This window comes from Cohnella phaseoli, assembly GCF_003386235.1.
Lineage (GTDB): Bacteria > Bacillota > Bacilli > Paenibacillales > Paenibacillaceae > Cohnella > Cohnella phaseoli.
On the sequence record NZ_QRDZ01000036.1, the window covers coordinates 16,942 to 38,445 of the forward strand.

Annotated in this window: 20 protein-coding genes; 12 read left to right on the forward strand and 8 right to left on the reverse strand. The window is 56.6% G+C overall.

Going from position 1 to position 21,504, the window contains the following annotated elements:
- Positions 1–128: 128 nt before the first annotated feature.
- From secG to DFP98_RS31790, 3 genes are all read right to left on the reverse strand, one after another.
- Positions 129–365 carry a preprotein translocase subunit SecG gene (secG, locus tag DFP98_RS31780; RefSeq protein WP_116064662.1) on the reverse strand — a complete coding sequence of 79 codons (237 nt, stop codon included), beginning with the start codon at positions 363–365 and terminating at the stop codon, positions 129–131.
- Positions 366–498: 133 nt separating this feature from the next.
- Complete coding sequence (locus tag DFP98_RS31785; RefSeq protein ID WP_116064663.1) at positions 499–2,106, reverse strand: response regulator transcription factor; 1,608 nt, start codon at positions 2,104–2,106, stop codon at positions 499–501.
- A complete protein-coding gene (locus tag DFP98_RS31790; RefSeq protein WP_116064664.1) occupies positions 2,099–3,859 on the reverse strand; it encodes a sensor histidine kinase in 1,761 nt (586 codons plus the stop codon). Before DFP98_RS31790 ends, DFP98_RS31785 begins: the two co-directional genes overlap by 8 nt.
- A gap of 140 nt (positions 3,860–3,999) precedes the next feature.
- Here DFP98_RS31790 and DFP98_RS31795 point away from each other — a divergent pair, with 140 nt between their 5' ends.
- The 10 genes from DFP98_RS31795 (at position 4,000) to DFP98_RS31840 (ending at position 13,419) form a co-directional block, all read left to right on the forward strand.
- On the forward strand, positions 4,000–5,325 hold the full coding sequence (locus DFP98_RS31795) for an ABC transporter substrate-binding protein (RefSeq protein ID WP_116064665.1): 1,326 nt from the start codon (positions 4,000–4,002) through the stop codon (positions 5,323–5,325).
- 129 nt (positions 5,326–5,454) lie between these two features.
- Positions 5,455–6,324 carry a carbohydrate ABC transporter permease gene (locus tag DFP98_RS31800; protein WP_116064666.1) on the forward strand — a complete coding sequence of 290 codons (870 nt, stop codon included), beginning with the start codon at positions 5,455–5,457 and terminating at the stop codon, positions 6,322–6,324.
- A complete protein-coding gene (locus DFP98_RS31805) occupies positions 6,321–7,154 on the forward strand; it encodes a carbohydrate ABC transporter permease (RefSeq protein ID WP_116064667.1) in 834 nt (277 codons plus the stop codon). Before DFP98_RS31800 ends, DFP98_RS31805 begins: the two co-directional genes overlap by 4 nt.
- An 18-nt stretch (positions 7,155–7,172) precedes the next feature.
- Positions 7,173–8,186 (forward strand): alcohol dehydrogenase catalytic domain-containing protein, encoded by a 1,014-nt coding sequence (locus DFP98_RS31810; protein ID WP_246016937.1) that lies wholly within the window; start codon positions 7,173–7,175, stop codon positions 8,184–8,186.
- 15 nt (positions 8,187–8,201) lie between these two features.
- On the forward strand, positions 8,202–9,119 hold the full coding sequence (locus DFP98_RS31815; protein ID WP_116064668.1) for a dihydrodipicolinate synthase family protein: 918 nt from the start codon (positions 8,202–8,204) through the stop codon (positions 9,117–9,119).
- A gap of 21 nt (positions 9,120–9,140) precedes the next feature.
- Positions 9,141–10,127, forward strand: coding sequence for a Gfo/Idh/MocA family protein (locus tag DFP98_RS31820; RefSeq protein ID WP_116064669.1), 987 nt, complete (start codon positions 9,141–9,143; stop codon positions 10,125–10,127).
- Positions 10,128–10,145: 18 nt separating this feature from the next.
- Positions 10,146–11,333: a mandelate racemase/muconate lactonizing enzyme family protein gene (locus DFP98_RS31825; RefSeq protein ID WP_116064670.1), complete on the forward strand. Its 1,188-nt coding sequence runs from the start codon at positions 10,146–10,148 to the stop codon at positions 11,331–11,333.
- Entirely contained in the window at positions 11,323–12,135 is an 813-nt protein-coding gene (locus DFP98_RS31830; protein WP_116064671.1) for an amidohydrolase family protein, read from the forward strand. The genes DFP98_RS31825 and DFP98_RS31830 overlap by 11 nt, the downstream gene beginning before the upstream one ends.
- Positions 12,136–12,170: 35 nt before the next feature.
- Positions 12,171–12,530, forward strand: a complete 360-nt coding sequence (locus tag DFP98_RS31835) for an L-rhamnose mutarotase (RefSeq protein WP_116064672.1) — start codon at positions 12,171–12,173, stop codon at positions 12,528–12,530.
- A gap of 4 nt (positions 12,531–12,534) precedes the next feature.
- Complete coding sequence (locus DFP98_RS31840) at positions 12,535–13,419, forward strand: fumarylacetoacetate hydrolase family protein (protein ID WP_116064673.1); 885 nt, start codon at positions 12,535–12,537, stop codon at positions 13,417–13,419.
- Between the two features lie 210 nt (positions 13,420–13,629).
- Here the strand turns inward: DFP98_RS31840 and DFP98_RS31845 are convergent, their stop codons facing one another.
- Complete coding sequence (locus tag DFP98_RS31845; protein ID WP_116064674.1) at positions 13,630–14,823, reverse strand: GNAT family N-acetyltransferase; 1,194 nt, start codon at positions 14,821–14,823, stop codon at positions 13,630–13,632.
- Positions 14,824–14,973: 150 nt separating this feature from the next.
- Positions 14,974–15,738, reverse strand: coding sequence for a sugar phosphate isomerase/epimerase family protein (locus DFP98_RS31850; protein WP_116064675.1), 765 nt, complete (start codon positions 15,736–15,738; stop codon positions 14,974–14,976).
- A 222-nt stretch (positions 15,739–15,960) separates the two neighbouring features.
- Here DFP98_RS31850 and DFP98_RS31855 point away from each other — a divergent pair, with 222 nt between their 5' ends.
- The gene (locus tag DFP98_RS31855; protein WP_246016939.1) at positions 15,961–17,010 is read left to right on the forward strand and encodes an LCP family protein; all 1,050 of its coding nucleotides are present in this window, start codon (positions 15,961–15,963) and stop codon (positions 17,008–17,010) included.
- A gap of 91 nt (positions 17,011–17,101) precedes the next feature.
- Positions 17,102–17,560 (forward strand): OsmC family protein, encoded by a 459-nt coding sequence (locus tag DFP98_RS31860; RefSeq protein WP_116064676.1) that lies wholly within the window; start codon positions 17,102–17,104, stop codon positions 17,558–17,560.
- A 102-nt stretch (positions 17,561–17,662) separates the two neighbouring features.
- On the opposite strand, the gene DFP98_RS31865 is transcribed toward DFP98_RS31860, so the two are convergent.
- The 3 genes from DFP98_RS31865 to DFP98_RS31875 form a co-directional block, all read right to left on the reverse strand.
- Positions 17,663–18,496, reverse strand: coding sequence for a sugar ABC transporter permease (locus DFP98_RS31865; RefSeq protein WP_116064677.1), 834 nt, complete (start codon positions 18,494–18,496; stop codon positions 17,663–17,665).
- Entirely contained in the window at positions 18,493–19,803 is a 1,311-nt protein-coding gene (locus DFP98_RS31870; RefSeq protein WP_116064678.1) for a carbohydrate ABC transporter permease, read from the reverse strand. Before DFP98_RS31870 ends, DFP98_RS31865 begins: the two co-directional genes overlap by 4 nt.
- A gap of 90 nt (positions 19,804–19,893) precedes the next feature.
- Entirely contained in the window at positions 19,894–21,219 is a 1,326-nt protein-coding gene (locus tag DFP98_RS31875; protein ID WP_116064679.1) for a sugar ABC transporter substrate-binding protein, read from the reverse strand.
- Positions 21,220–21,504 lie beyond the last annotated feature (285 nt).

The window sequence follows — 21,504 nt, forward strand, 5'->3', positions numbered from 1 at the left end:
GAATCACCTCTTCCAACTATAGTATGTACATGATATGGGTTTGGCAATCGGACGACGCCCTGTCCAGTATGCCGTTCTATGCAAAAAAGGCGGGAAGCTCTCGCCCCCCGCCTGATTGTTATCCCGTCCTAGTTCTTCACGAAATAAGCAACCACCAAAGAAAGGATGAAGAAACCAACTGCCAAGCCGATCGTCAGACGCTGCAGGAACAAATCGATCCCGCGAGCCTTCTGTTTTCCGAACAAGTGCTCAGCGCCCCCGGAGATCGCCCCAGACAGACCTGCGCTCTTCCCGCGTTGCAGCAGAACGACCGCAATCAGTCCGATCGAGAAAATGACCAGGATAATTTTCAGTACGATGTCCATCGACTACACCCCCTAAATCCCGTTACAAAAACAGTATTTTTATTTTATCACAATCACCGCCCGGTTGACAACCTTCCAAAAAATGCCCGCCGCGGATAGCAAAATACCTATACATCGAACATAGCGGCAGCTTTTACTGCAACTCGCCCCGCATCCCCGCAGCGGCAGCCGTCCTGTATTCCGTCGGGGACATTCCGATCTTCTGCTTGAATTTGCGAAAGAAATAATTCGAATCGGAGAATCCGCATAAAGACGCGATTTCCGATGCCTTAAGCGAAGTCCCGGCAAGCTGTTGCATCGCGTCCTCAAGCCGCAGCCGATTCAAATAATCGCTGAAAAACTCCCCCGTCTCCGCTTTGAAAAGGCGCCCCAGATAGATCGGGCTTACATGCAGCTCGTTGGCGACCATTTGCAGTGTCAACTCCTCGCGGAAGTGCTCGCGCAAATATCGCTCCGTCTCCACCGTCAGCCGGTTTTTCTCTTGGGAGGATAGCTCTCGGACGATTTCATCGACCGCCTCCAGCAGACGCAGCACGTCCTGGCGAATCGCCGGAACCGTAGCGGACGCGAACGGCCGGGCGAACAGTTCTTCCGGCAAGCGTTGACGAGCATCCTCGGCCCGAAGCAGCCGCAGCGCCTCCTTCACGGTTGCGATCCATTCCGAAGCGATGTATTTTGCCGCGGCCAGCGGGTCGTCCTGTTCCAGCGAGGCCGCGAAATCCCGTTCCAACGCTGACTCCCATTCCTCCCGGCGACCGGCGGCCAGAGCGGGAACGATCTGCCCGTGATCGCTGGCCTCATGACCGGCTTCCGCGGAAGCCGCAGCAAGCGAACGGCGGTCTGCGCATTGAGCGGGACCGGTCTGCTCCATGCCGTCCAGCAGGCGCAGCGCGTCGCCGTACGAGACGTGTGCGAGGTGCAAACGCTCCGCGGGTTTGCCTATCGCGCAGTACCACGGCGTCTTCAACAGACCCGAGCATTTCTCCGACGCGCTTCGCAGCCAGGCCAGATTCGCGTCCGCGAACGCCTCGGCGTCCTTCCCTTCGCCAAATAGCAGACAGACGATCTGCTGTCCGGCGTTGAGGAACGCCACGCCCTTTCCCGCCTCCGCGAGCAGCTCGTCCATCGCGTTATAGATCGCGAAAGAACGGAAATTGCGCTCCGCCTCGGTTAGTTCTCCCTCTCTCGCATCCTTCCACCCGATCACCGCAGCCTGAATGAGACGCGTATGCGCGACTCGAATTTTCAGAAAATCGAGCTTCTCCCGTAATTGCTCGTCTTCGATTCTGTTCTCTACCCAGCGGTTTAATACATTGTTGCGAAGCAGTTGGAACGTTTCCCGGCGGATTTGCTCGTCCATCCATCGGCTTTCGATCTGCTCCACGCAGGATTTGGCGATCTCCTCCAGCTCGCCCGGATCGACCGGCTTGAGCAAATAATCCTCCACTTGGTATTTCATCGCCTGTCGAACGTAGGAGAAATCGTCATAGCCGCTCAGCACGATAAGATGCGTGTTCCAATTTTTCTCGCGGATTTTCTCCATCAGCTCGAGCCCGTTGCCGCCGGGCATACGAATATCGGTGAGCACGAGATGCGGCGCCTTGCTCAGAAACATGGCGTAGCCTTCGTTTCCGCCTTCGGCCTCTCCCACGATCTCAATGCCGAGATTTTCCCAATCGATCAGATGCTTTAATCCGTTGCGGATATATTCGTCGTCGTCGACGATCAGCAGCTTAGGCATGCTTATGCGCCCCTCTCGGTGTGGAATCGGCCGGAAGCTTCATCGTCAAGGAAAACCCCTTCTCAGGAGGCAAGGAATTGACGAACAGGCCGTAAGCGTCCCCATAATAGGACCGGATTCTTTCGTGAATGTTTTTCAGGCCGAGATGCTCCGTCGGAATGACGTGCTTGGCGTTCAGCCAATCGTTCAGCTTGGCCTGTTCGGCGAGCGTCGCTCCCTTGCCGTTGTTCCAGATTTCGATCAGGCGCGCTCCCGTTTCCCGCTCGCGCCCGATTTTCAGAAGAATAAACGGATCGTCCGCCTTCTCCAGTTCCCCGTGCAAAATCGCGTTTTCAACGATCGGCTGCAAGCTGAACTTCGGCATCATGCAATCTCGCAAATCCTCGTCGCTCTTCGCCTCCAGCTCGACTTGCTTCGTTTTCCCCATCAGCAGCAGATCGAGATAATACTGGGTATACCGAAGCTCCTCCTCGACCGGAATCTCCTCGCTCTCGGTTTTAAGCAGCCAGCGGTACAGCCGCCCGAGATAGAACAGCTTGTTCGCCATTTCCGGCTGCTTGCCGACGACCGCCTGCATCCGTAGCGATTCCAGCGTATTGTACAGAAAATGGGGATTGATCTGCATTTTCAGAGCCAAGTATTCCGCATTGCTCTTCTGAACGTCCGCTACGTACACCCGGTTGATATAATCCTGAAGCTCCCGGGTCATTCGGTTGAAGCGGTCGATCAGATCGCCGATCTCGTCATTGCCCGTCTTCTCCATCGGCTCGGCGAACGGATTGGCCTGCACGCGCTTGAAATGCTGGGTCATGCCGCGGAGTCGCTTGGTGACAAAGCCAAGAATGTAATGGATAAGCAGCATACATAGAATCCAAATCGCGAACAGCCCTCCAACGATTAACAGCGTAATCTCGGACAGCCTGCCCTGAATGCTGGCTTTGCTAACCATGCCGGCAACGCTTATCCCATATGCAGGAATGTCCGCTGAGGCCCGTAGCATCACTTCTTCGCTCAGCTCCTCTCCCTCGCGGCTGTCCAGAAGTGTCCTTCCCGCTTGGCGAATGACGACCCGTCCATCCCGCTCCTCCGTCGGCATGAACTTGCCGAACAACGTGCGCGAATCGATGACCGTCATAAAATATCCCGTAGCGTTGTCGGCGCGAATATCAGAAAAGTCGAACAGCGGATTGATCAGATAGAGCAGCGGACGATCTATATTGCCGTACAAGCCGTCTACGCGCCCGATGAACGGGTATTCGTAGGTTTGAGGCAATGCGGCGAACAAACCCGTCAAATCGAACTCGCGATCCAGAGCGGCTGACGGATAACGGCTCTTGTGAAAAAGCGCTCCATCCGCCCCTCGGTACATGAGCACCGACATCACGTTCGCGTTTCTCTCCAGCATGTAGGATTGCAGTCCGGTGAAATACTTCCGCTCCGCGATCGCCTCCTCTTCCGTCCGGGCAACGCCCTCCGGTAAAAAGCGGGAATAATAGCCGGGTGTTCCGCTAAGCGGGTAGATGGCGATCGTCTCCCGCTTGAACTGAGTGATCAGATCGGCCAATTCTTCCCGCAACAGCTCCGTACGGACCTTCAGCAAATCATTTTCCCGTTCCTCAAGCAATCCGTAGAACCGGTAATACGTTAGCAGCCCGATCAGCACGAACACGAGCAACAGCGCCGCGCCGATGCCGAGCGTCAGCTTGCGGAAGACAAACCGTCCAATCAAATTACGGTATAATCTGGCTAACATCGGCACCCTCCTGTCCGCGCGGTGCGAATTCGTTTAATTCGTCCAGCAAATCGCAAGTTATTCCTGTAGAGAGCGTTTTCCGCCTCGAAATATACTAGAACTGTAGCAAATCTCAACAAGATTCGAAAGGGGATCATCAGATGAAAACAAGAAAATGGCCGCGTCTGGCAGCCGCTTCGACGCTTGTTCTGTCCTTGGCGTTCACCGCTGCTTGCGGCAAAAGCAACGATCCGGTCGCATCCGGCAGTCCGTCGGCTTCTCCTGGTCAGTCGTCGTCCCAAACACCTGAAGAGCAGGTGGAAATTTCCTTTTTGTCCCTCATCACGACCAACCTGACGGAAGAATTCTGGGACAAATGGATCGCAGATTTCGAGACGAAAAATCCCGGCATCAAAGTCAAGCGGATTCAGGCTCCTTCGCTTGAGGGCTTGAACGACAACTATGCGAAGACGCTGCTCACTGCCGGAGATTTCCCGGACGTGCTAAGCAACATCTCCTATCAGGATTTCGCCAAGGCCGGAGCGTTGATGGACATTCCGATCGACGACGACATTAAGAAAATCAACGATTACGAATCGCTGCTGCTCGAAGGCAAGCTCTACACGCTCCAAGCCTATCTGCAACCGCACACGCAAATTTTCTACAACAAGGACCTGTTCGCCCAAGCCGGCATCGAGAAGCTTCCTCGCACATGGGACGAGCTTGAAGCGGTCGCCGACAAGCTGAAACAAGCGGGCATCACCCCATTCTTGACCGCGGGCGACTGGATGACGACTCTGACGTTCTCCATTCTGACCGGTCCGGAGATTTTCGGCAAAAATCCGAACTGGTACGCGGACAAGAACGCCGGCAAAGTCAGCTATCAGGACGAAAACTGGATGGCCGTCGCCGGACGCTACAAAGATTTCGCCGCCAAAGGCTATTTCAACAAAGGCGCGCTTAGCATCGGATATGAGCAGGTCGAGCAGGAGTTCCTCAAGGGCAACGGCGCAATGTATCCGATGGGTTCCTGGTTCACGGCAGCCTATGCGGCAGCCAATCCGGGCTTCGAGGCCGGAGTGTTCGCTCCGCCTACGCTGGATGGGGAGAAAACGTACATGTCCGGCTCCCGCGGAACGAGCTTCGCCGTATCGAATACGACGGCTCATCCGGAAGCCGCGCTGAAGTTCGCCAAGTATTTGGTGCTCGATCCCGATTTTCACAAAGCTTTCGCCGCTAGCGACGGCATGTTCTCCGGTCTCGCCGAGCCGGACAACTACGAGTTCTCTCCGCTGCAGCAAGAGATTGCCGATCTGCTTGCGGAAGCAGGCACGATGTCCGGCTACGAGACGCAGCGCGCCGGGGACTTCCCGGTGAACGGGCTCGGCAACCAGTTGGCCAAGGTTGGACAGAACCTGCTACTGAACGGTAGCGAGCTCGCCAAGGAAATGAAGAGCCTCGACGATTATTGGGAGAAGAACAAGTAAGAGGCCCGGACGCCCGATCCGCGGCTGGCTTGACCGCAGTCCCGAATCGAACGCCAAGGGTACACGCGCTCGTCGCCTGTACCCTTGCTTTTTCTCGCCGGATCTCGCAAGCAAGGGAGTGAATCGACTATGAGAAAAGACGTATGGACGCGGGGACTTTTGTTTGCCCCAGGCTTCCTCGTCTACCTGATCTTCATGATGATCCCGATCGGCATGTGCGTCTACTATAGTCTGCACGATTGGGACGGACTAAGTCCGGTCTATCGGCTCATCGGCTTGGATAATTTTATCGCCGCCTTCTCGGATGCGGACTTTCTGCGAGCCCTGCGCGTGACTGGCGTTATTACGATTGCGGGCACGCTGGCGATCAACGTGCTTGGCCTTCTGTTCGCCGTGCTGCTCAACAAGCCCGGCCGCATGACCAATCTGTACCGTTCGGTGTTCTTTTTCCCGCTGCTGCTAAGCGCAGTCGTTGTTGGCTTCCTCTGGAAGGCGATTCTGAATTATAACGGCATTCTCAACGGCGTACTGGAGCAGCTCGGCTTAGAGAAGCTGGAAATCTTCGGCATCCCGAGCAACGCCATCCTGACGATTACAATTCTAATTGTCTGGCAGAATCTCGGGGGAGTTATCGTTCTCTATCTCGCCGGCTTGCAAGGCATACCGAACGACCTGTACGAAGCGTCCAAGATCGACGGAGCCGGACGGCTGCAGACGTTCCGCAGCGTCACCTTCCCGATGCTAGCGCCCAGCATGACGATGTGCATGATCTTCATCTTCACGACGCTGGCGCGGGAATACGACCGCATCGCGGTGCTGACGAACGGCGGGCCCGGCGGCGCGACGGAGACGGCCGCCTTTACAATCGTCAAGCTCGGCATCAACACGAACCGGTTCAGCTACGCCGCTTCGCTGGCCGTCATTCTGATGGCGCTTGTGGCCTTTATCTCCATCGTCATGACCCTTTATTTGCGCAAGAGAGAGGAGCGGATCTTATGAGCGAACGCGCAGCCAACCGACTGCGGCATGTCTTCTTGATTTTGCTCTGCCTCGTGCTGCTCGTCCCTTTCTATATCGCGGTCGTCAACGCATTCAAGCCAAAGGACGCAATCGTATCCGACCCGATGGGCATCCCGTTCGCGAAGCTAACGCTGCGCAACTTTGCCGAAGCGGCGTTCACGCCGACTTTCAATATTTTCAAAGCATACGGAACGACCGCGCTCATTACGATTGCTTCCATCGTCTGTCTCGTCGCGCTCGGCTCGATGATGTCCTATGTGCTGGCTAGAACGAAGCATCGTTTTTTTACCTTCGCCTACTTGCTGCTGCTTGGCGGAATGATGATTCCTCCCCAGGTCATCCTCATTCCGATCATTAAGCTGCTGCGGGCGCTTGGCCTAATGTTTTCCGAGTCCGGGCTGATCCTGTACAACACCGGATGGTACATTCCGTTTACTGCATTTATTTATACCGGCTTTATTCGCACGATTTCGAAAGAACTGGACGAATCGGCCATGATGGAAGGCGCGAACGGGTTTCAGATTTTCTGGCGCATCATCTTCCCGATTCTGAAGCCGCCGACCGCGTCCGTCGTCATCTTCCTGTTCCTGTTCGTCTGGAACGACTTCCTGAACCCGCTCGTACTGCTCGGCTCGACCAAGGGCTACACCGTCACGACCGGAATTTATATGGCCGTCGGTCAGTACAGCACTAACTGGGACAAGATTTTCGCCCTTGTCGTGCTCGCCTCGCTGCCGGTTCTGATCGTCTTCCTGTTTTTGCAGCGCTACTTCGTCTCCGGCCTCGCCGACGGGGCCGTCAAAGGATAACCGAAAGGATGATTCGCAATGGGAAAAACGCTTATGAGCGCCCTCGTCTACGAGGGTCCGCGAGAGATGAACGTCCGGGGAATGTCGATCCCCGAGCCGGCAGACGGCGAGGTGCTGATTCGCGTAGCTAAAGCCGGAATCTGCGGCTCGGAGCTGAGCGGATACCTCGGGCACAATTCGCTGCGCAAGCCTCCTCTCGTCATGGGCCATGAGTTTTCCGGCACGATCGCCGCGCTTGGACAAGGCGTTCAAGGCTTCAGCCCAGGGGATCGGGTGACGGTTAATCCGCTCCTGTCCTGCCATGTCTGTCGAAGCTGCCGGGAAGGGCGCCCTCAACTGTGCGAGAGCCGGAAGATCGTTGGCGTTCACCGCCCCGGCGCGTTCGCCGAATATACGACGGCTCCGGCCGCCAGCGTCTACCGGCTGCCGGAATCCGTCTCCATGGAAGCCGGCACGTTAGCGGAACCGCTCGCCTGCGCCATACACGCGGCCAGACTGGCGGAGCTGGACCCTGCCGACCGGCTGCTGATTTACGGCGGCGGACCGATCGGCCTGCTGCTTCTGCAAGCCGCGCGGCGCTTCGGTCTTAGCGATATTGTACTGACCGAGCTGAATCCGCATCGCCGACGGATTGCGGAGGAGCTCGGCGCGATCGCCGTAACCGGCGAGGAGGAACTGCGCGCGGTGATGCCCGAAGGCGGCTTCGACGTTGTAGCCGATGCCGTCGGCGCGGCAGCTACGCGAATGCAAAGCGCTCTGAACGCTCGACTTGGCGGCAGGGTGGTGTTCTCCGGGCTGCACGAAGCGGACAGTCCGCTGCCGGTCAACGTGATCATTCGCAACGAACTCAAGCTTAGGGGAGCCTTCTGCTACGATGACGGCGACTTCGAAACCGCGCTCCAATGGCTGGCGGACGGCAGCGTCGGCTTGGACGACTGGTTCAAGATCAGCCCGCTGTCGGAAGGCAAAGCCTCCTTCGAGCTGCTGCTCTCCGATCCGGGCCCAGTCGCCAAAATTGTTCTGTCCATTTAGAGGAGGTTAACTACAATGAAGAAACTGCACGGAGTCATTCCCATTCTGCCGGCTCCCTTTACGGACGACGGTGCGAACGTCGATTACTCCGATCTTCGCTCGATCGTCGACACGGTCATCGCCGAAGGCGTTCACGGCGTTGCCTTGCTTGGGGTCGCCAGCGAATTCTACAAGATTGACGACGCCGAGAGACAGCTGATGATCGAGACGACCGTCGAGCACGTCGCGGGCCGCGTTCCCGTCGTCGTCAACATTACGCGCAATGCCACAGCGCTGGCTGTCAAGGACGCCCGCCATGCGGAAGAGGCCGGAGCGGACGCAGTGATGATCGTTCCGCCGTCCTTCATACCGCCGGGCAACGAAGCCATTATCGAGCACATCCATGCCGTAGCGGACAGCGTCAAGCTCCCGGTCGTGATCCAGTATGCCCCGAATGTCACAGGCGTTTCCATTCCGGTCTCCACTTTCCTGGATATCGAGCGGCAGCGCGGCGGCGAACTGTATATTAAAGCCGAATCGGTGCCCCCGGGGCCTCTGCTCAATTCGATCGTCGAGCAGACCGAAGGACGGATGGGCGTATTTATCGGCAACGGCTGCGTCCAGATGTACGACTCGCTGGAGCGAGGAGCGGTTGGAATGATGCCGGGAGCGGCAATGGTCGTCCCCTACCTGGCCGTCTACGAAGCCTTCATGCGCGGAGATAAAACGACCGCTTTCCGCCTGTTTAACGACCTGCTTCCGGTTCTGAACCATACGACTCAGGCGGCGGAGCTGTTCGTCCAATTTGAGAAAACGATTTTAAAAGCCCGTGGCATCGTCAAGAACGACGTCTGTCGACGGCCGAACGCCGTTCCGGATGAAGCGATGAAAACGATGCTCCGCCGTTACAGCGATTATGTGCGGGAACGCTTCGGCGCTCCGCTCATGCCTTAACCTGGAAAGGAAGTGACGAGGATGAGAAGCGTTAACGCCCAATCTCCAGTACGCATCGCCTTCATCGGCTGCGGCGGAGTCGCGGATTTTCACGCCCAAGCGATCCTGCGCTGCTCCGCCGCCCGTCTGGTCGCTGTCAGCGATCGCAACGTCGGCTTGGCGGCGGATAAAGCCGCTGCATGGGGCGCGGAAGCGCGGACGACGGAACGGCTTTTGCTGTCGGACGACATTGAGGCGATCTACGTGCTAACCCCGATGGAAAGCCACATCGAGCTGGCAGAAGCCGTCCTAAAGCACGGCAAGCATGTATTGGTCGAGAAACCGGTCAGCCACGATCTCGAAGGTATCCGCCGCCTGATCGACTTGTCCGGGCAACAGGGCAAGTGGTGCGTTCCCGGCCACAGTTATTTATATTTGCCGGAGCTGGCGCGCATGAAACGGTTGATTGGCGAAGGCGCCGTCGGCCGTCCGCTGTCGATGTTCATGAGCGAGATTTACCGGATGCCGGACGAGCGGGCCCGCCTCTATCACGGCCCCTCCATCGAAGTGCTGTGCCATCAGATCTATCTAATGATCGCGTTGCTCGGCGTACCCCGACGTATTCAGGCGTTCGCGGGGACGATCCGGCGAGAGCTCTTCCCGGACGGCGACGAACAGGTGACGGTAAATGCAGAGTTCGAGAGCGGAGCGCTTGCTCATCTGTACGTCTCCTGGGCTGGAGAAGACGAGACGAGCGATCCGTGGACCTTCAAGCTTAAGATGCTCGGCGAATCCGGCGGCATGCACTTCTCCCGCCGCGACCAGGTGAACGGATCTGCGGAGATACAGCGGGAATACCCGCTCTACCTGGAGATGTTCGAGCAGCAGACCGAGCATTTCATCTGTCGCTGCCTGCTAGGCGAAGAGCCGCCCCTGTCGACAATGGCCGACGCGCTGCGAACGATGGAGATCGCGGCTGCGGTGCGACGCTCCTTCATAAACGGAACGGTGGAAGCTTTGAAATTTTAACGAGAGACGGTGATTTTCATGAGCGAACTGGTCATTACGAACATCGAGACGATACGCCTGTCGTATCGCTATAGCGAGGAAGAACGCTGGCAATGTCCAGGCTGGACGACGCTGCAGCGCAACGCGACCCTTGTGCGAATCTGGACGAATAAAGGCCTTCACGGCATCGGCGAAGTCAGCGAGGACTCCTGTATTCCACAATCGGTATCCTCGATTATCGACGAACACTTCCGAGCCATGCTGATCGGGGAAAATCCCTTCGACATCGAGAAGCTATGGCGCAAAATGTTTGTCCGCTCCCTGCACTGGGGCCGTAAAGGCGGCGCGATCAAAATTATTAGCGGATTGGAGATTGCCCTGTGGGACATCGTCGGCAAGGCGCTGAATCGCCCGGTGTACGACCTGCTCGGCGGGGTCTGCCGCGATCGCGTCCGCGTCTATGCGAGCGCGGGCATGAGCAATGAAGAGAACGAGTTGATCGAAGAGATGCTGCGGCATAAGGAAGAGGGCTATACGGCGCTGAAAATGCGAATCGGCGGCAACCCTCGCGGCGATGTGGAGAAGGTGCGTAAAGTCCGCGACGCCATCGGCAGAGACATCGACCTGATGGCCGACGCCGGCATGAGCTACGTGGACGCGACCTGGGACTTCAACACGGCGCTACGTGTGGCGCGGGGATTGGAGCCAGCCGACTTGTTCTGGCTGGAGGAGCCGCTCATCAACGACGATATCGACGGCTATGCCCGCCTTGCGTCCGAGATCGACATTCCGATCGCCGCTGGCGAGAACGAATATACGAAATATGGCTTCAAGGAGCTGATTGCTCGGCGCGCCGTCGACATTGTTCAGCCGGACGCCACCCGCAGCGGCGGCATTATGGAGTGCAAGAAAATTGCCGCGATCGCGGACGCGTTCCAGATGCGCATGGCGCCGCATATTTTCACGTCCGGCGTATCGCTGATGGCGAACCTTCACCTCATCGTTTCCTCGCCCAACGCGATCATCATGGAGTACGACCGTACGATTAACCCGCTGCGCGACGAGCTGCTGGTCGAGCCGCTGAAATACGAGAACGGCTTCGTCACGTTCCCGAAAGGTATTCCGGGCCTGGGCGTCAACCTGACGGACGAGCTGATCGAGAAATTCAAGTTCATTCCGGGCGAAATTTTGAGCAAGGGCCCCTTCACCTGCGATCATGCGTTTTGATGCGCATCAGCATTTCTGGAACATCGAGCGGCTCCATTATCCTATTCTGAGCCCTGAAGCGTTCGGGGAGCTGTACCGCACGATCGAGCCGCCGGAGCTGGAGCCCAAGCTTCGGAAAGCCGGCATCTCCGGCACCGTCGTCGTGCAAGCGAAGGACGGATTGGACGAAACCAAGTATTTGCTTGGGTTGACGGATCTTTATCCATGGATCTCGGGCGTCGTCGGATGGGTCGATCTTGCTTCCCCGGAGCAAGCCGCTTCTCAGCTTGCAGTGTTCGGCCGCCATCCGAAGTTCAAGGGAGTCCGGCATTTGGTCATGGTCGAACCGGACGACAATTGGCTCGTTCGGCCCGATGTTCTGAAAGGACTGAGCGTGCTCGCCGCTTCGGGCTTCTCGTTCGATGCCGGCGTGGAATTCCCTAAACATCTGCGCCATGTGGGGATGATCGCACAGTCCGTGCCCGACCTGAGAATCGTCATCGATCATCTGGGCCGGCCGCCCGTCGACACGCCGGACATGGCGGCCTGGGAAGCGGAGCTGGCCCGCGCCGCCGCATTTCCCAACGTCTATTGCAAGCTGTCCGGTCTGAGTGTCGCTCAGCCCATAGCTCCTGCTGTCGTAGCCGCTCTGCGCCTGTTCGGCGCCCGGCGACTTATGCTCGGAAGCGATTGGCCAATCTCGAATGCTGGCCTCCCGTACGAAGAGGCGCTGGATACTCTGGTTCGTACGGCCGGAGAACTCTCGCAGCCGGAGTTGGATGCACTGCTTGGAGGAACGGCTAAAGAATTTTATCGTTTGTAAGTGGCAGCCGGTCATTCCGGAGGAAAGGAGCCTTTATGTCGCATCACTCGACGCAACCGCGTCGTTTCGGCAGCGTTGTCCGCGTTCGCGCGGAGCGCTGGGACGAATATCGCAAGCTGCATGAAGCCGTATGGCCGGAGCTTCTGGTGCTGTTCCAAATTTACGGCGTTAGGAATTTTACGATCTATCATTACGAACATCTGTTGTTCAGCTACAAGGAGTACGTAGGCAAGCATTACGAGGGGGACATGGCTCGGCTTGCAGAAGAGCCGCTCATGCGCCGGTGGCTGGAGCTGACCGATCCGTGCCAGCTTCCGCTCTCCTCTTCGTCCGGCTCTTTGTGGGCCGACATGCAGGAAATTTTTCATATGGATGGTCGCGCGAAAGGAGATTAACGACATGAAATGGTTAACGATGAAAAAAAACGGGGCGCATCGATTGGGCGTGCAGTTGGAGGAAGGCGTGCTCGACGTAGAAGCCTCGCTGGCCTCCCATCCCGCGGATGGCGTTCCAATCGAGCCGACGGCTCTGCTTCAATCCGGCACTCAAGGACTTCAGGCTCTCGCCGACTATGTCTCGGAGCTTCGCCGTCTAGGTCTTCCCAAGCTCCTTGCGGCCGATGAAATCGATTGGGCGGCCTGCGTGCCGAAGCCCGGCAAAATCATTTGCGTCGGACTGAATTACCGCAAGCATGCCGACGAATCGAAGCTGCCCTATCCGCCCGTGCCGCTGTTATTCAGCAAGTACGGCAATACGATCGCGGGACAGGGAGCGGACATCTGCATTCCGGAAGGAACGGCGGAGGTCGATTACGAGGTCGAGCTCGGCATCGTCATCGGTCTCAAGGCCGCCTCGGTCGACGAGCAAAAGGCGCTCGATTATGTACACGGCTATTGCGCCGTGAACGACGTCTCCGCCCGGGACTGGCAGATGCGCACATCGCAATGGATGCTCGGCAAGACGGCGGACGGCTTCTGCCCGATCGGTCCGTATACAGTGACGGCCGACGAGGTCGGAGATCCGCAAAATCTCGGCCTGCGCACCTGGGTGAACGGGGAGCTGCGGCAGAACTCCAACACGAAGGACATGATCTTCTCGTGCGCGGAGATTGTCAGCTACGTCTCGCGCCATATGACACTGGAGCCGGGGGACCTGATCCTGACCGGTACCCCAGAGGGCGTCGTCTTCGGCCTTCCGCCGGAACGGCGCGTCTATCTGAAGTCGGGAGACGTCGTCAGCGTAGAGATCGACAAGCTGGGCAAGCTGACGAATCGATTCGTCTAATACGGCTCATGCAATGATTGAACCAAAGTTATGGATAAGAGAACGATGAAAAAGGGGGCATGTATCTCCTGTAGGAGCGGAGCGTTTGCCTTTGCCGATGTGAAATCCCCCTGTTGCGGGTTTACCTATTCAGATTTCACATCGGCAACAGCAACCGGAAGGAGACACATGCCCACAAAAGTCTAATCGTGAGCATAATCGTCCTTATCGTCAGAAAAAATCCATCAAGAACGGAGTCCGCTCCGGAATACGTCTCTCCAACAGCCTCAGGCTATCCGATGGCCCGCTGACCCGGCCGACCGATGCAAGCCAAGACGGCTTCCGCCCGCCGAGCAGCATCGCCGTCAGCGCACGAATGTCGCAACGGATCGCTTCCCCGTTTCCGCCCGATTCCTGTGCCGTGCTGCCCTCAAGCCGTTCCAGCTTGCCTTCGCCCTCCGAGCTCCACGATAGCCGGAACGCGCCTTCGTTCCATGGCGCATGCCGATCCTCCATGCATAGCAATACGCTCTCTCCGTCCTTCCCGCCGTTCCAAAAATATTGCTCTGCGAACGCCTGCGCATCCACGATCCGGGACATGAAGTACGGAACGACCTCTTGTCCGATTCTCGGATCGTCCAGCAAATAAGGAAGATCGTCGTCTATCGGCGCATTAAGGATCGTTTCGCTGATCATGGAGTCGTGATTGGCGATGAACGTCCATATGGCCGCTCTTGCCGTCTCGTTAAGCGCCGTCAGCTCATGCACCGTCATTTTGCCGTTCAGGCAGTCGTAGAGCAGATAGCCTTCGGGAGAACCGTCCTCATTATAGTAAACGGCAGCCGTCCCTTCCTGTCGCCGCACTCGATCCTCCCACCACTCTGCCGAACGCGCCAACGTCCCGTTATAGCGAGAAGCGTAAGCCGTATAGACCGTATCCAGAACGGAAACGTCCGGTACCGTCATTCGTTTCACCTCGCCCGGCGTTTCCTTGCGAGTAGGCAGCAGACGGGTCGCGATTGTATACTTCTTGCGATCGATCGTCTGCTCGTAGCCGTACTTCTTATAGAAGGGGAAGGAAAACGGGTGAAGCATGCTCACGCTTTGACCGTTCTTCCTCATCGTCTCCAGCGCATGCGAGAGCAGCCGACCGACGCAGCCCTGCCTTCTGGCTTCCGGCCATGTTGCGACGCTGCCTATGCCGCCGAGAGCCAGCTTTTTTCCCTGAACCCATGCTTCAAGAGGCATAAGCCCCAAAACCGACAGCAGCTTATCTTGTTCATCGAAAAAGCCCCACTGCTGCTCGGGACGAAAGTTCTTCTTCCGCTGCTCCAGTTGCTCTGCCGTTAATCTCTGTTGAAAGGCGAATTGAAACAACGCCATTCTTTCATCGTAATCCGCCATCGTCAATTGTCTGAGTTCCATCGTCGTTCACCGGCCTTTCATCCTCATTTCCTCTCTATCCTAACAAAAAGCGATCCCGCAGTCTCTCTAGTTCCGCGACACCGCATCTCATGACGACAAAGAGACCCGGCTTCCGCCGAGTCCCTCCGCTCTAAATCGATATCGTCCTAATTAGATCCAGCCGCGAGCTTTGAACCACTCGAAGTTGTTTTTCGCGCTGACGATCGAAGACACCTCGTATTGCTCTTGCTCGATGATAACGTATTCCACGCCGGCCGATTCGCAAGCCGCGAGCGCCGAATCCCAATCTACAGAGCCTTTGCCGATCTCCGAATCCGTGCCGTCCTCTTTGAAATCCTTGGCGTGCACGACCGGGAGACGTCCGGCGTATTTGTTCACATAAGCTGCAGGATCTTCGCCAGCCACCTTCACCCAGCCCAGATCGAACTCGGCGAACAGCAGCTCGGCCGGAACTCTTTCCAGAATGTGATCGATGACGAGCTTGTCGCCTACAGGTTTGAATTCAAAAGCATGGTTATGGTAGCCGAACGACATTCCCGAATCTTTGACGATCCGGCCAGCTTGCTCCAGGGTATCGGCCATTTTGTACACGTCGTCCAGCGTCGGGTTGTCGCCGAGCGGATACCACGGCACAATAAACCGTTGAATGCCCAGCTCTTGCGCATATTCCACTTGCTTCTTCAGATTGTCCCAGATCGCAGCGTCGTTCACCGACAGCCCTACGTGAGCGGAAGGAGCGTGCAGTCCGGCATCGGCCAGCGCTTGCTTCACTTCCTTAGCGGAATGTCCGTAGTAGCCGGCCAGCTCCACGTTTTTATAGCCGATTTCCCCGATCTCCTTGATCGTGCCCAAGAAATCCTTCTCGCTGCGGTCGCGCACGGAATACAATTGAATGCCTACCTGCGGTTTGCTCATTTGATCTCCCACCATCCCATGGTTTCGTTTTGTACGCACGGTGTTCCGCACGGCTTCAAGCTTTGCTCCTCTCTATTATAGGCTTGGAAATGCATTCTCACGAGCGGGGTTTTTGTCTTCTTTATATGCATTTTGGAGATCGATTTTATGGAATGGAACAACTTTCCTCCCATTTGCTACGTATTATGGATATCGAACCTTCGGGAAGGATGGACAAACGTCATGGAGCAAGAGTCGACAGACGCAACGAGCCTCTCCAGATCGCGCGCACCCAAGAAACGCATAAGTAAAAAGAAAATGCTGCTTTACGGGGGCCTTGGCGTCTTTCTCATCATCGCTTCAATCGCAGCCTATTACATCTATACGATCGTTTCATTCGCCGGAGAGATCTATCAACCCCCGGCCGACAACCAGCCGAGCGCCGTCATGCCGGCGGACGGAAGCGCTCCCACTCCGGTGCCGGTTATCGAGCCGCCCGAGCGTTTCGCGGACGAGCGGATCAATATTCTCCTGCTGGGAGGCGACTCGCGGGGCGTCAAGAGCAACGCCAAGCCCCGCTCCGATACGATGATTGTCGTATCCATCGATCCGGTCTCCAAGAGCACGCATCTTTTCTCGCTTCTACGGGACACTTACGTGGACATTCCGCGCCATGGCTCCAATCGGCTGAACGCCGCAATTACTTTAGGCGGACCGCTGCTGGCGATGGAAACGGTGCAGAACCTGATCGAGCTGCCGATCCATTACTACGTTTACACCGATTTCGAGGGCTTCATTTCGCTGATCGACGCGTTGGGCGGAATCGATTTCGAAATCGAAAAAAACATGCGGCATATCGACAAACGGGACGATCCGAGATACAGCATCAACTTGGAAAAGGGCGTACAGCACCTTGACGGGCTCACCGCGCTGCAATATGTTCGATTCCGCAGCGATGCCATGTCCGACTTTTCCCGCTCCGAGCGCCAGAGGAATTTCCTCTCGGCGATCGCCGACAAGCTGAAATCGACGACGACCTTGCTCAAGCTGCCTCAACTACTCAGCGGGATCGCCCCCTATATCGAGACGAGTATTCCGCCAAGCGATATGTTCGAGCTGGCCCGACTCGGTCTTAAGCTGGACACCGGTAACCTGAACGGTATTCAGGTTCCGCAGATGAACGCGTTCAAGAACGCCATGATCGGCGGGATGGATGTGCTCGTTCCGGATGTAGAGAAGGTTAGAAGCTACGTCCAGGAGCAGCTCTCCGGCCAGCTCGTTCAAGCTCCATAAAGTCGACAAAACTCTGTCCTTAAAACTTATTAACATCATAGGATTAATATGTTACGATGGGTCCATCTGACAATGGAAGGGATTGGACGGCATGGCAATCACGACATTCAAAGCATCGGCTCATTTACAAGAAGGAGTCGTCGTTAAAGTTAGCTCCAGAAATTTCGAAATGACGATTGACGAGCCAAAAAGCTTGGGCGGAACGGATACTGGAATGAATCCGGTAGAAGCGGTTCTAGGCGCGCTCGGCGCATGCCAATCGATCGTGGCGAGAGTGTACGCCAAGAAGTTCGACGTTCGTCTCGACGATTTCCGCGTGGAAGTGGAGGGCGATCTCGATTTGGACGGTTTCTTCAAAAAATCCGACGTTCGTCCCGGCTATTCGGACATTCGTTATACGTTCTACATTAAAACCGACGCCCCTCAGGAGCGTGTCGAGCAGTTTGTGAAATTCCTGGAAGAAACGTGCCCGGTCGGCGATACGATCGCTAACGCCGTTAACCTTAAACTGAGCAATATCGTGATCGAAGCTCCGGAAACGGTAGAGTAATCCGCAGCTCTCTTACGCTTCTCGTTCAAACGGTCCTCAGCCAAGCCTCCCGTGCAAGCGGAAGGCGGCCGAGGACCGTTTTATAATGTATGATGCTTATTCCTACCCTTTGCTCGCTCCCGCCGTCAAACCGTCGACCAAATTGCGCTGCAGCACAAGGAACAGGGTCATGACCGGAAGCGCAACGAGCACCGCCCCCGATGCGAACAGCGTAAACTCCGTCGAATTGCGCTGGTTCACCATTTTGTACAGCCCGACGGCCAGCGTCCTTTGATCCTCCGAGCGCAGCACCAGATCGGCGAAGATGAAGTCGACGAAGCAGCCGTTAAAAATCATAAGGCTAGCATAGGTCAGCATCGGCTTGGCTAGCGGTATCATAATTCGGAAGAATACAGTCAGATGGCTCGCTCCATCGATCCGTGCGGCTTCCTCGAGACCGGAGGGAATCGTATCGAAGAAGCCTTTGGCCACGAACACGTTCGTGACGATCGCCCCGGAGCTATAGACGAGTACAAGCGCCAGATGCGAGTTGAGCAACCCCATCGTATTCAGCACGACATACACGGCGATCATCGCCATGAAACCGGGAAACATCTGCAGCACGAGCAGCGTATTCAACGAAAAACGACGTCCGGCAAAACGGAACCGGGACACCGCATAAGAGGTCAATAGCAGCAGGAACGTGCCCAGCACCGTCGACAGCGTCGCAATTTTAAGCGTATTCATAAACCATAGCGGATATTTGGTCGCACGAAAAAGCTCGCGGTAATGATCCAATGTAAACTGACGCGGAAACAGCGTCTCGCTGTACAGACTGTTCCCTTCCTTCAACGAGGACAGCACGATCCACAGCGCGGGATACAGGCTGACGATCGTCAGAATAATGAGGATGGCATAGCTGAGACCGAGCTTCAAGCGAGCGTTGGAGCCGTTCATGCGATCATCCCCTCCTCTTTGTAGGATCGGGTGCGGCGGTAGCTCCAGATGGACAGGGAAGCGATCATCAGGAAAATGATAATGCCGATCACCGACGCGAAGCTGTACTGTGCCTGATCCAACGCCAGCTTATATAGCCAGGTGACGAGCAGATCGGTGTGGCCGGCGTATTGGTAATGCGTATTCACCGGACCTCCGTCCGTCATCAGATAGATCACGTTAAAATTGTTGATGTTCCCGGCAAACTGCATGATCAGCACCGGAGCAGTGGCAAACAGCATCATAGGCAGCGTAATGCGGCGAAACTTCTGATAAGAGCCCGCTCCGTCGACCTCGGCAGCTTCATAAAGGTCTCGCGGTATAGTCGTCAAAATTCCAAAAGCGAGAATCATCGTAATTGGAATGCCGATCCACATATTAACAACCATCAGCGTCGCTTTGGCCCACATCGGATTGGTCAGCCACGGCACGCCTTCCAGTCCGATCATGCGCAGCATATCGTTGATCGGACCGAACTTGTTGTTGAACATGTTGCGCATCACCAACAGGGAGATCAGGCTCGGGATCGCGAACGGAACGATCATCACAGTGCGCCAGAATGCCTTGAACCGAATGCGCGGCTGATGGATCAACACCGCCACCAAGATTCCCCCGACATAAGTGGTCGCAGTCGCGACGGCCGCCCAAATGACGGTCCACAACAGCACGCCGAAGAACGTATCGCTCCATACCTTTAAGCTCACCAGCTTGACGAAGTTCGCGAAGCCGACCCAATCGATGAGGTTCGCCGGCGGCAGGTTCGGGTCCGCATAGTTCGTAAAGGCGAGCAGAATCGAGAAGATCAAAGGAAGCACGGTCAAAAATAAAATGAATAAAGCGGGCAGTAACAGAACGAGGTAAGCGAAATTCCGTTGGCTCATCGCCCGGAGCGTCTGCCGGAACGTTCGGATCTTCTGCCCCGCTTCCCGCAGAACGCCCGTCTTATAGGCGTCGCGAATGCCGGCCGCATATAGCGCGACGGCCAGCAGCGCTGCGAGCAGCGCCATCAGGCCTTTGATTAGAAGGAAAATCGAATGATCCCCCTCGACCATCTGCGTCAGCTTGCCGACCTTGACCAAGCCGCTCGGCTGGTCTCCCAGCGTCCACAGCCCCCGCAAATATTCCGGCAGGTCAAGCGCCGCGGCTCCGCCCAGAAGGCCGATTCCGGCGGCCAGAAACAGAAACCCTTTCATCCGCTGTCCGTGATAGAGCTGGCCCAGGCCCATGAAGAGCGCCGACAGCAAGGCGCCCGCGATTGGTTTGCGCATGCGCGATTCCTCTCTTTCTTCGCCTCGGACGGCCTTCACCCGACAGCCGGAGGCCGTCGGGTGAAAGCCGCTCTTGGGCGAACCTTCTCTCTATTGGGAAGCGATGGCCGTCTTCACCGTCTCGACCATGGCGTCCAGCGTCGTCTTGACGTCGGCTTTCGGATCGTCCCACAGCGTCGTGAACGCCGCCTTAAGCGGATCCCATAGCGCATTGATCGCGGAGATGCCGGGCATCGGAGTCGAATTCTCGAATTGCTGGAAGAATCCGCTGACATAAGGATCGTTCTTGATTTTCGGATCTTCTCCGGCCTCTTTGTTCGCCGGGATCGCTCCTGTCATTTCGTAGTTTTTCAGTTGATTCTTTTTGTTCGCCGCGAAGTTCGCGAACAGGCGAGCCGCGATCGGATACGGCGAATACGAATTGACATAGTAGGATTTGACGCCGGAGAACGAAGTGGACGGCTTCCCGCCGGGTACGGCCGGAAGCGGCGCAACGCCGAAATTGACCTTGTCCTTGAAGGCGCCGACCGACCAAGGGCCGTCGATGTTCAGAGCCAGCTTGCCGTCCGTGAACAGCTGCGTCTTGACGTCGTAGGTGATGTCCGCCGCGTTCATCGGCAGAATCGGTTTTAGCGACCGCAAGAACTCGAAGCCTTGCACCGCCCCCGGGCTGTTCAGCCCGATGTCGGTCGGATCGGTATTGTCCTGCCCGAAGAAGTACCCGCCGAAGCTGCCGACGAACGGATAGGAATAATAGCCGACGAATTCCCACATGACGGCGTACTTGTTCTCCTTGGAATTCGTAAACGTCTCCGCGAACTTAATGACCTCGTCCCACGTTTGGGGCGGTTCCGGGAATAGATCCTTATTGTAGAACAGCGCGTACGTTTCTACCGACTTCGGATAGCCGTACAGCACCCCCTCGTAGGAAGAAGCTTTGACGGCCGCTTCCGCCATCGAAGATCGGGTTTCCTCTTCGAACACGTCGTTCGGAAGCAGCAACCCCGCCTTGACCGCCTGGGCGATCTGATCGTGCGGAAGCGTCAGGACGTCGCCCGCCAGCTTCGAAGGGCCGTCCGTCGCCAATCTTCCGCCTTGATCTCCTCCGGCCACCTCCTCCAGCGTAACGGGAACTCCGTATTCCTTCTCAAAAGCAGCCACCACCTCTTTCATATAAGGCATTTGCTCCTTGGATTCCCACACCTTCAGCTTTGCTCCCGCTTCCGGCTTCAGAGCCTCATCTTCCTCCCCGGACGGAGCCGGACTGGACGGGCCTTCGGCCGCGGCCGAAGGACTCTCGTTCGCAGACGGCGAGGCGCTCCCGTTAGCTCCGTTACCGTCCCCTCCTCCGCAAGCGGTCAATGCCCCGAGCAGCAATACACTTACCAAGCCGATACTCCATTTCTTAATCTTCATGTTCTCAGCCTCCCGTTTTAAGTGCTTCCCCTTTTCATGCATCCGATGATCCGACTGCCGACTGTGCCGATCGCTTCCGCTCCCTTACGTTGACCGCAAAAAAAGGGCACACCCTCGCCAAGTGAATAACTCAACGAGGATGTACCCTTATGGGGTAGCAGTGCCTTCAGAATGTGGAAAAGCCTAATTCCGAATGTTCGTGAAAACGATTGCACAAACTCATCATATACGATGAACAAAAAAGTTAGCAAATTCCATTTTCAGCTCATATTCATGATTTTCGGC

Coding starts and splice junctions, on each gene's coding strand:
- DFP98_RS31830 (WP_116064671.1), top strand. CDS start 11,323: ATGCGTTTTGATGCGCATCAGCATTTCTGGAACATCGAGCGGCTCCAT.
- DFP98_RS31865 (WP_116064677.1), bottom strand. CDS start 18,496: ATGAACGGCTCCAACGCTCGCTTGAAGCTCGGTCTCAGCTATGCCATC.
- DFP98_RS31800 (WP_116064666.1), top strand. CDS start 5,455: ATGAGAAAAGACGTATGGACGCGGGGACTTTTGTTTGCCCCAGGCTTC.
- DFP98_RS31790 (WP_116064664.1), bottom strand. CDS start 3,859: ATGTTAGCCAGATTATACCGTAATTTGATTGGACGGTTTGTCTTCCGC.
- DFP98_RS31785 (WP_116064663.1), bottom strand. CDS start 2,106: ATGCCTAAGCTGCTGATCGTCGACGACGACGAATATATCCGCAACGGA.
- DFP98_RS31820 (WP_116064669.1), top strand. CDS start 9,141: ATGAGAAGCGTTAACGCCCAATCTCCAGTACGCATCGCCTTCATCGGC.
- DFP98_RS31860 (WP_116064676.1), top strand. CDS start 17,102: ATGGCAATCACGACATTCAAAGCATCGGCTCATTTACAAGAAGGAGTC.
- DFP98_RS31845 (WP_116064674.1), bottom strand. CDS start 14,823: ATGGAACTCAGACAATTGACGATGGCGGATTACGATGAAAGAATGGCG.
- DFP98_RS31875 (WP_116064679.1), bottom strand. CDS start 21,219: ATGAAGATTAAGAAATGGAGTATCGGCTTGGTAAGTGTATTGCTGCTC.
- DFP98_RS31795 (WP_116064665.1), top strand. CDS start 4,000: ATGAAAACAAGAAAATGGCCGCGTCTGGCAGCCGCTTCGACGCTTGTT.
- secG (WP_116064662.1), bottom strand. CDS start 365: ATGGACATCGTACTGAAAATTATCCTGGTCATTTTCTCGATCGGACTG.
- DFP98_RS31840 (WP_116064673.1), top strand. CDS start 12,535: ATGAAATGGTTAACGATGAAAAAAAACGGGGCGCATCGATTGGGCGTG.
- DFP98_RS31805 (WP_116064667.1), top strand. CDS start 6,321: ATGAGCGAACGCGCAGCCAACCGACTGCGGCATGTCTTCTTGATTTTG.
- DFP98_RS31855 (WP_246016939.1), top strand. CDS start 15,961: ATGGAGCAAGAGTCGACAGACGCAACGAGCCTCTCCAGATCGCGCGCA.
- DFP98_RS31810 (WP_246016937.1), top strand. CDS start 7,173: ATGGGAAAAACGCTTATGAGCGCCCTCGTCTACGAGGGTCCGCGAGAG.
- DFP98_RS31835 (WP_116064672.1), top strand. CDS start 12,171: ATGTCGCATCACTCGACGCAACCGCGTCGTTTCGGCAGCGTTGTCCGC.
- DFP98_RS31870 (WP_116064678.1), bottom strand. CDS start 19,803: ATGCGCAAACCAATCGCGGGCGCCTTGCTGTCGGCGCTCTTCATGGGC.
- DFP98_RS31850 (WP_116064675.1), bottom strand. CDS start 15,738: ATGAGCAAACCGCAGGTAGGCATTCAATTGTATTCCGTGCGCGACCGC.
- DFP98_RS31815 (WP_116064668.1), top strand. CDS start 8,202: ATGAAGAAACTGCACGGAGTCATTCCCATTCTGCCGGCTCCCTTTACG.
- DFP98_RS31825 (WP_116064670.1), top strand. CDS start 10,146: ATGAGCGAACTGGTCATTACGAACATCGAGACGATACGCCTGTCGTAT.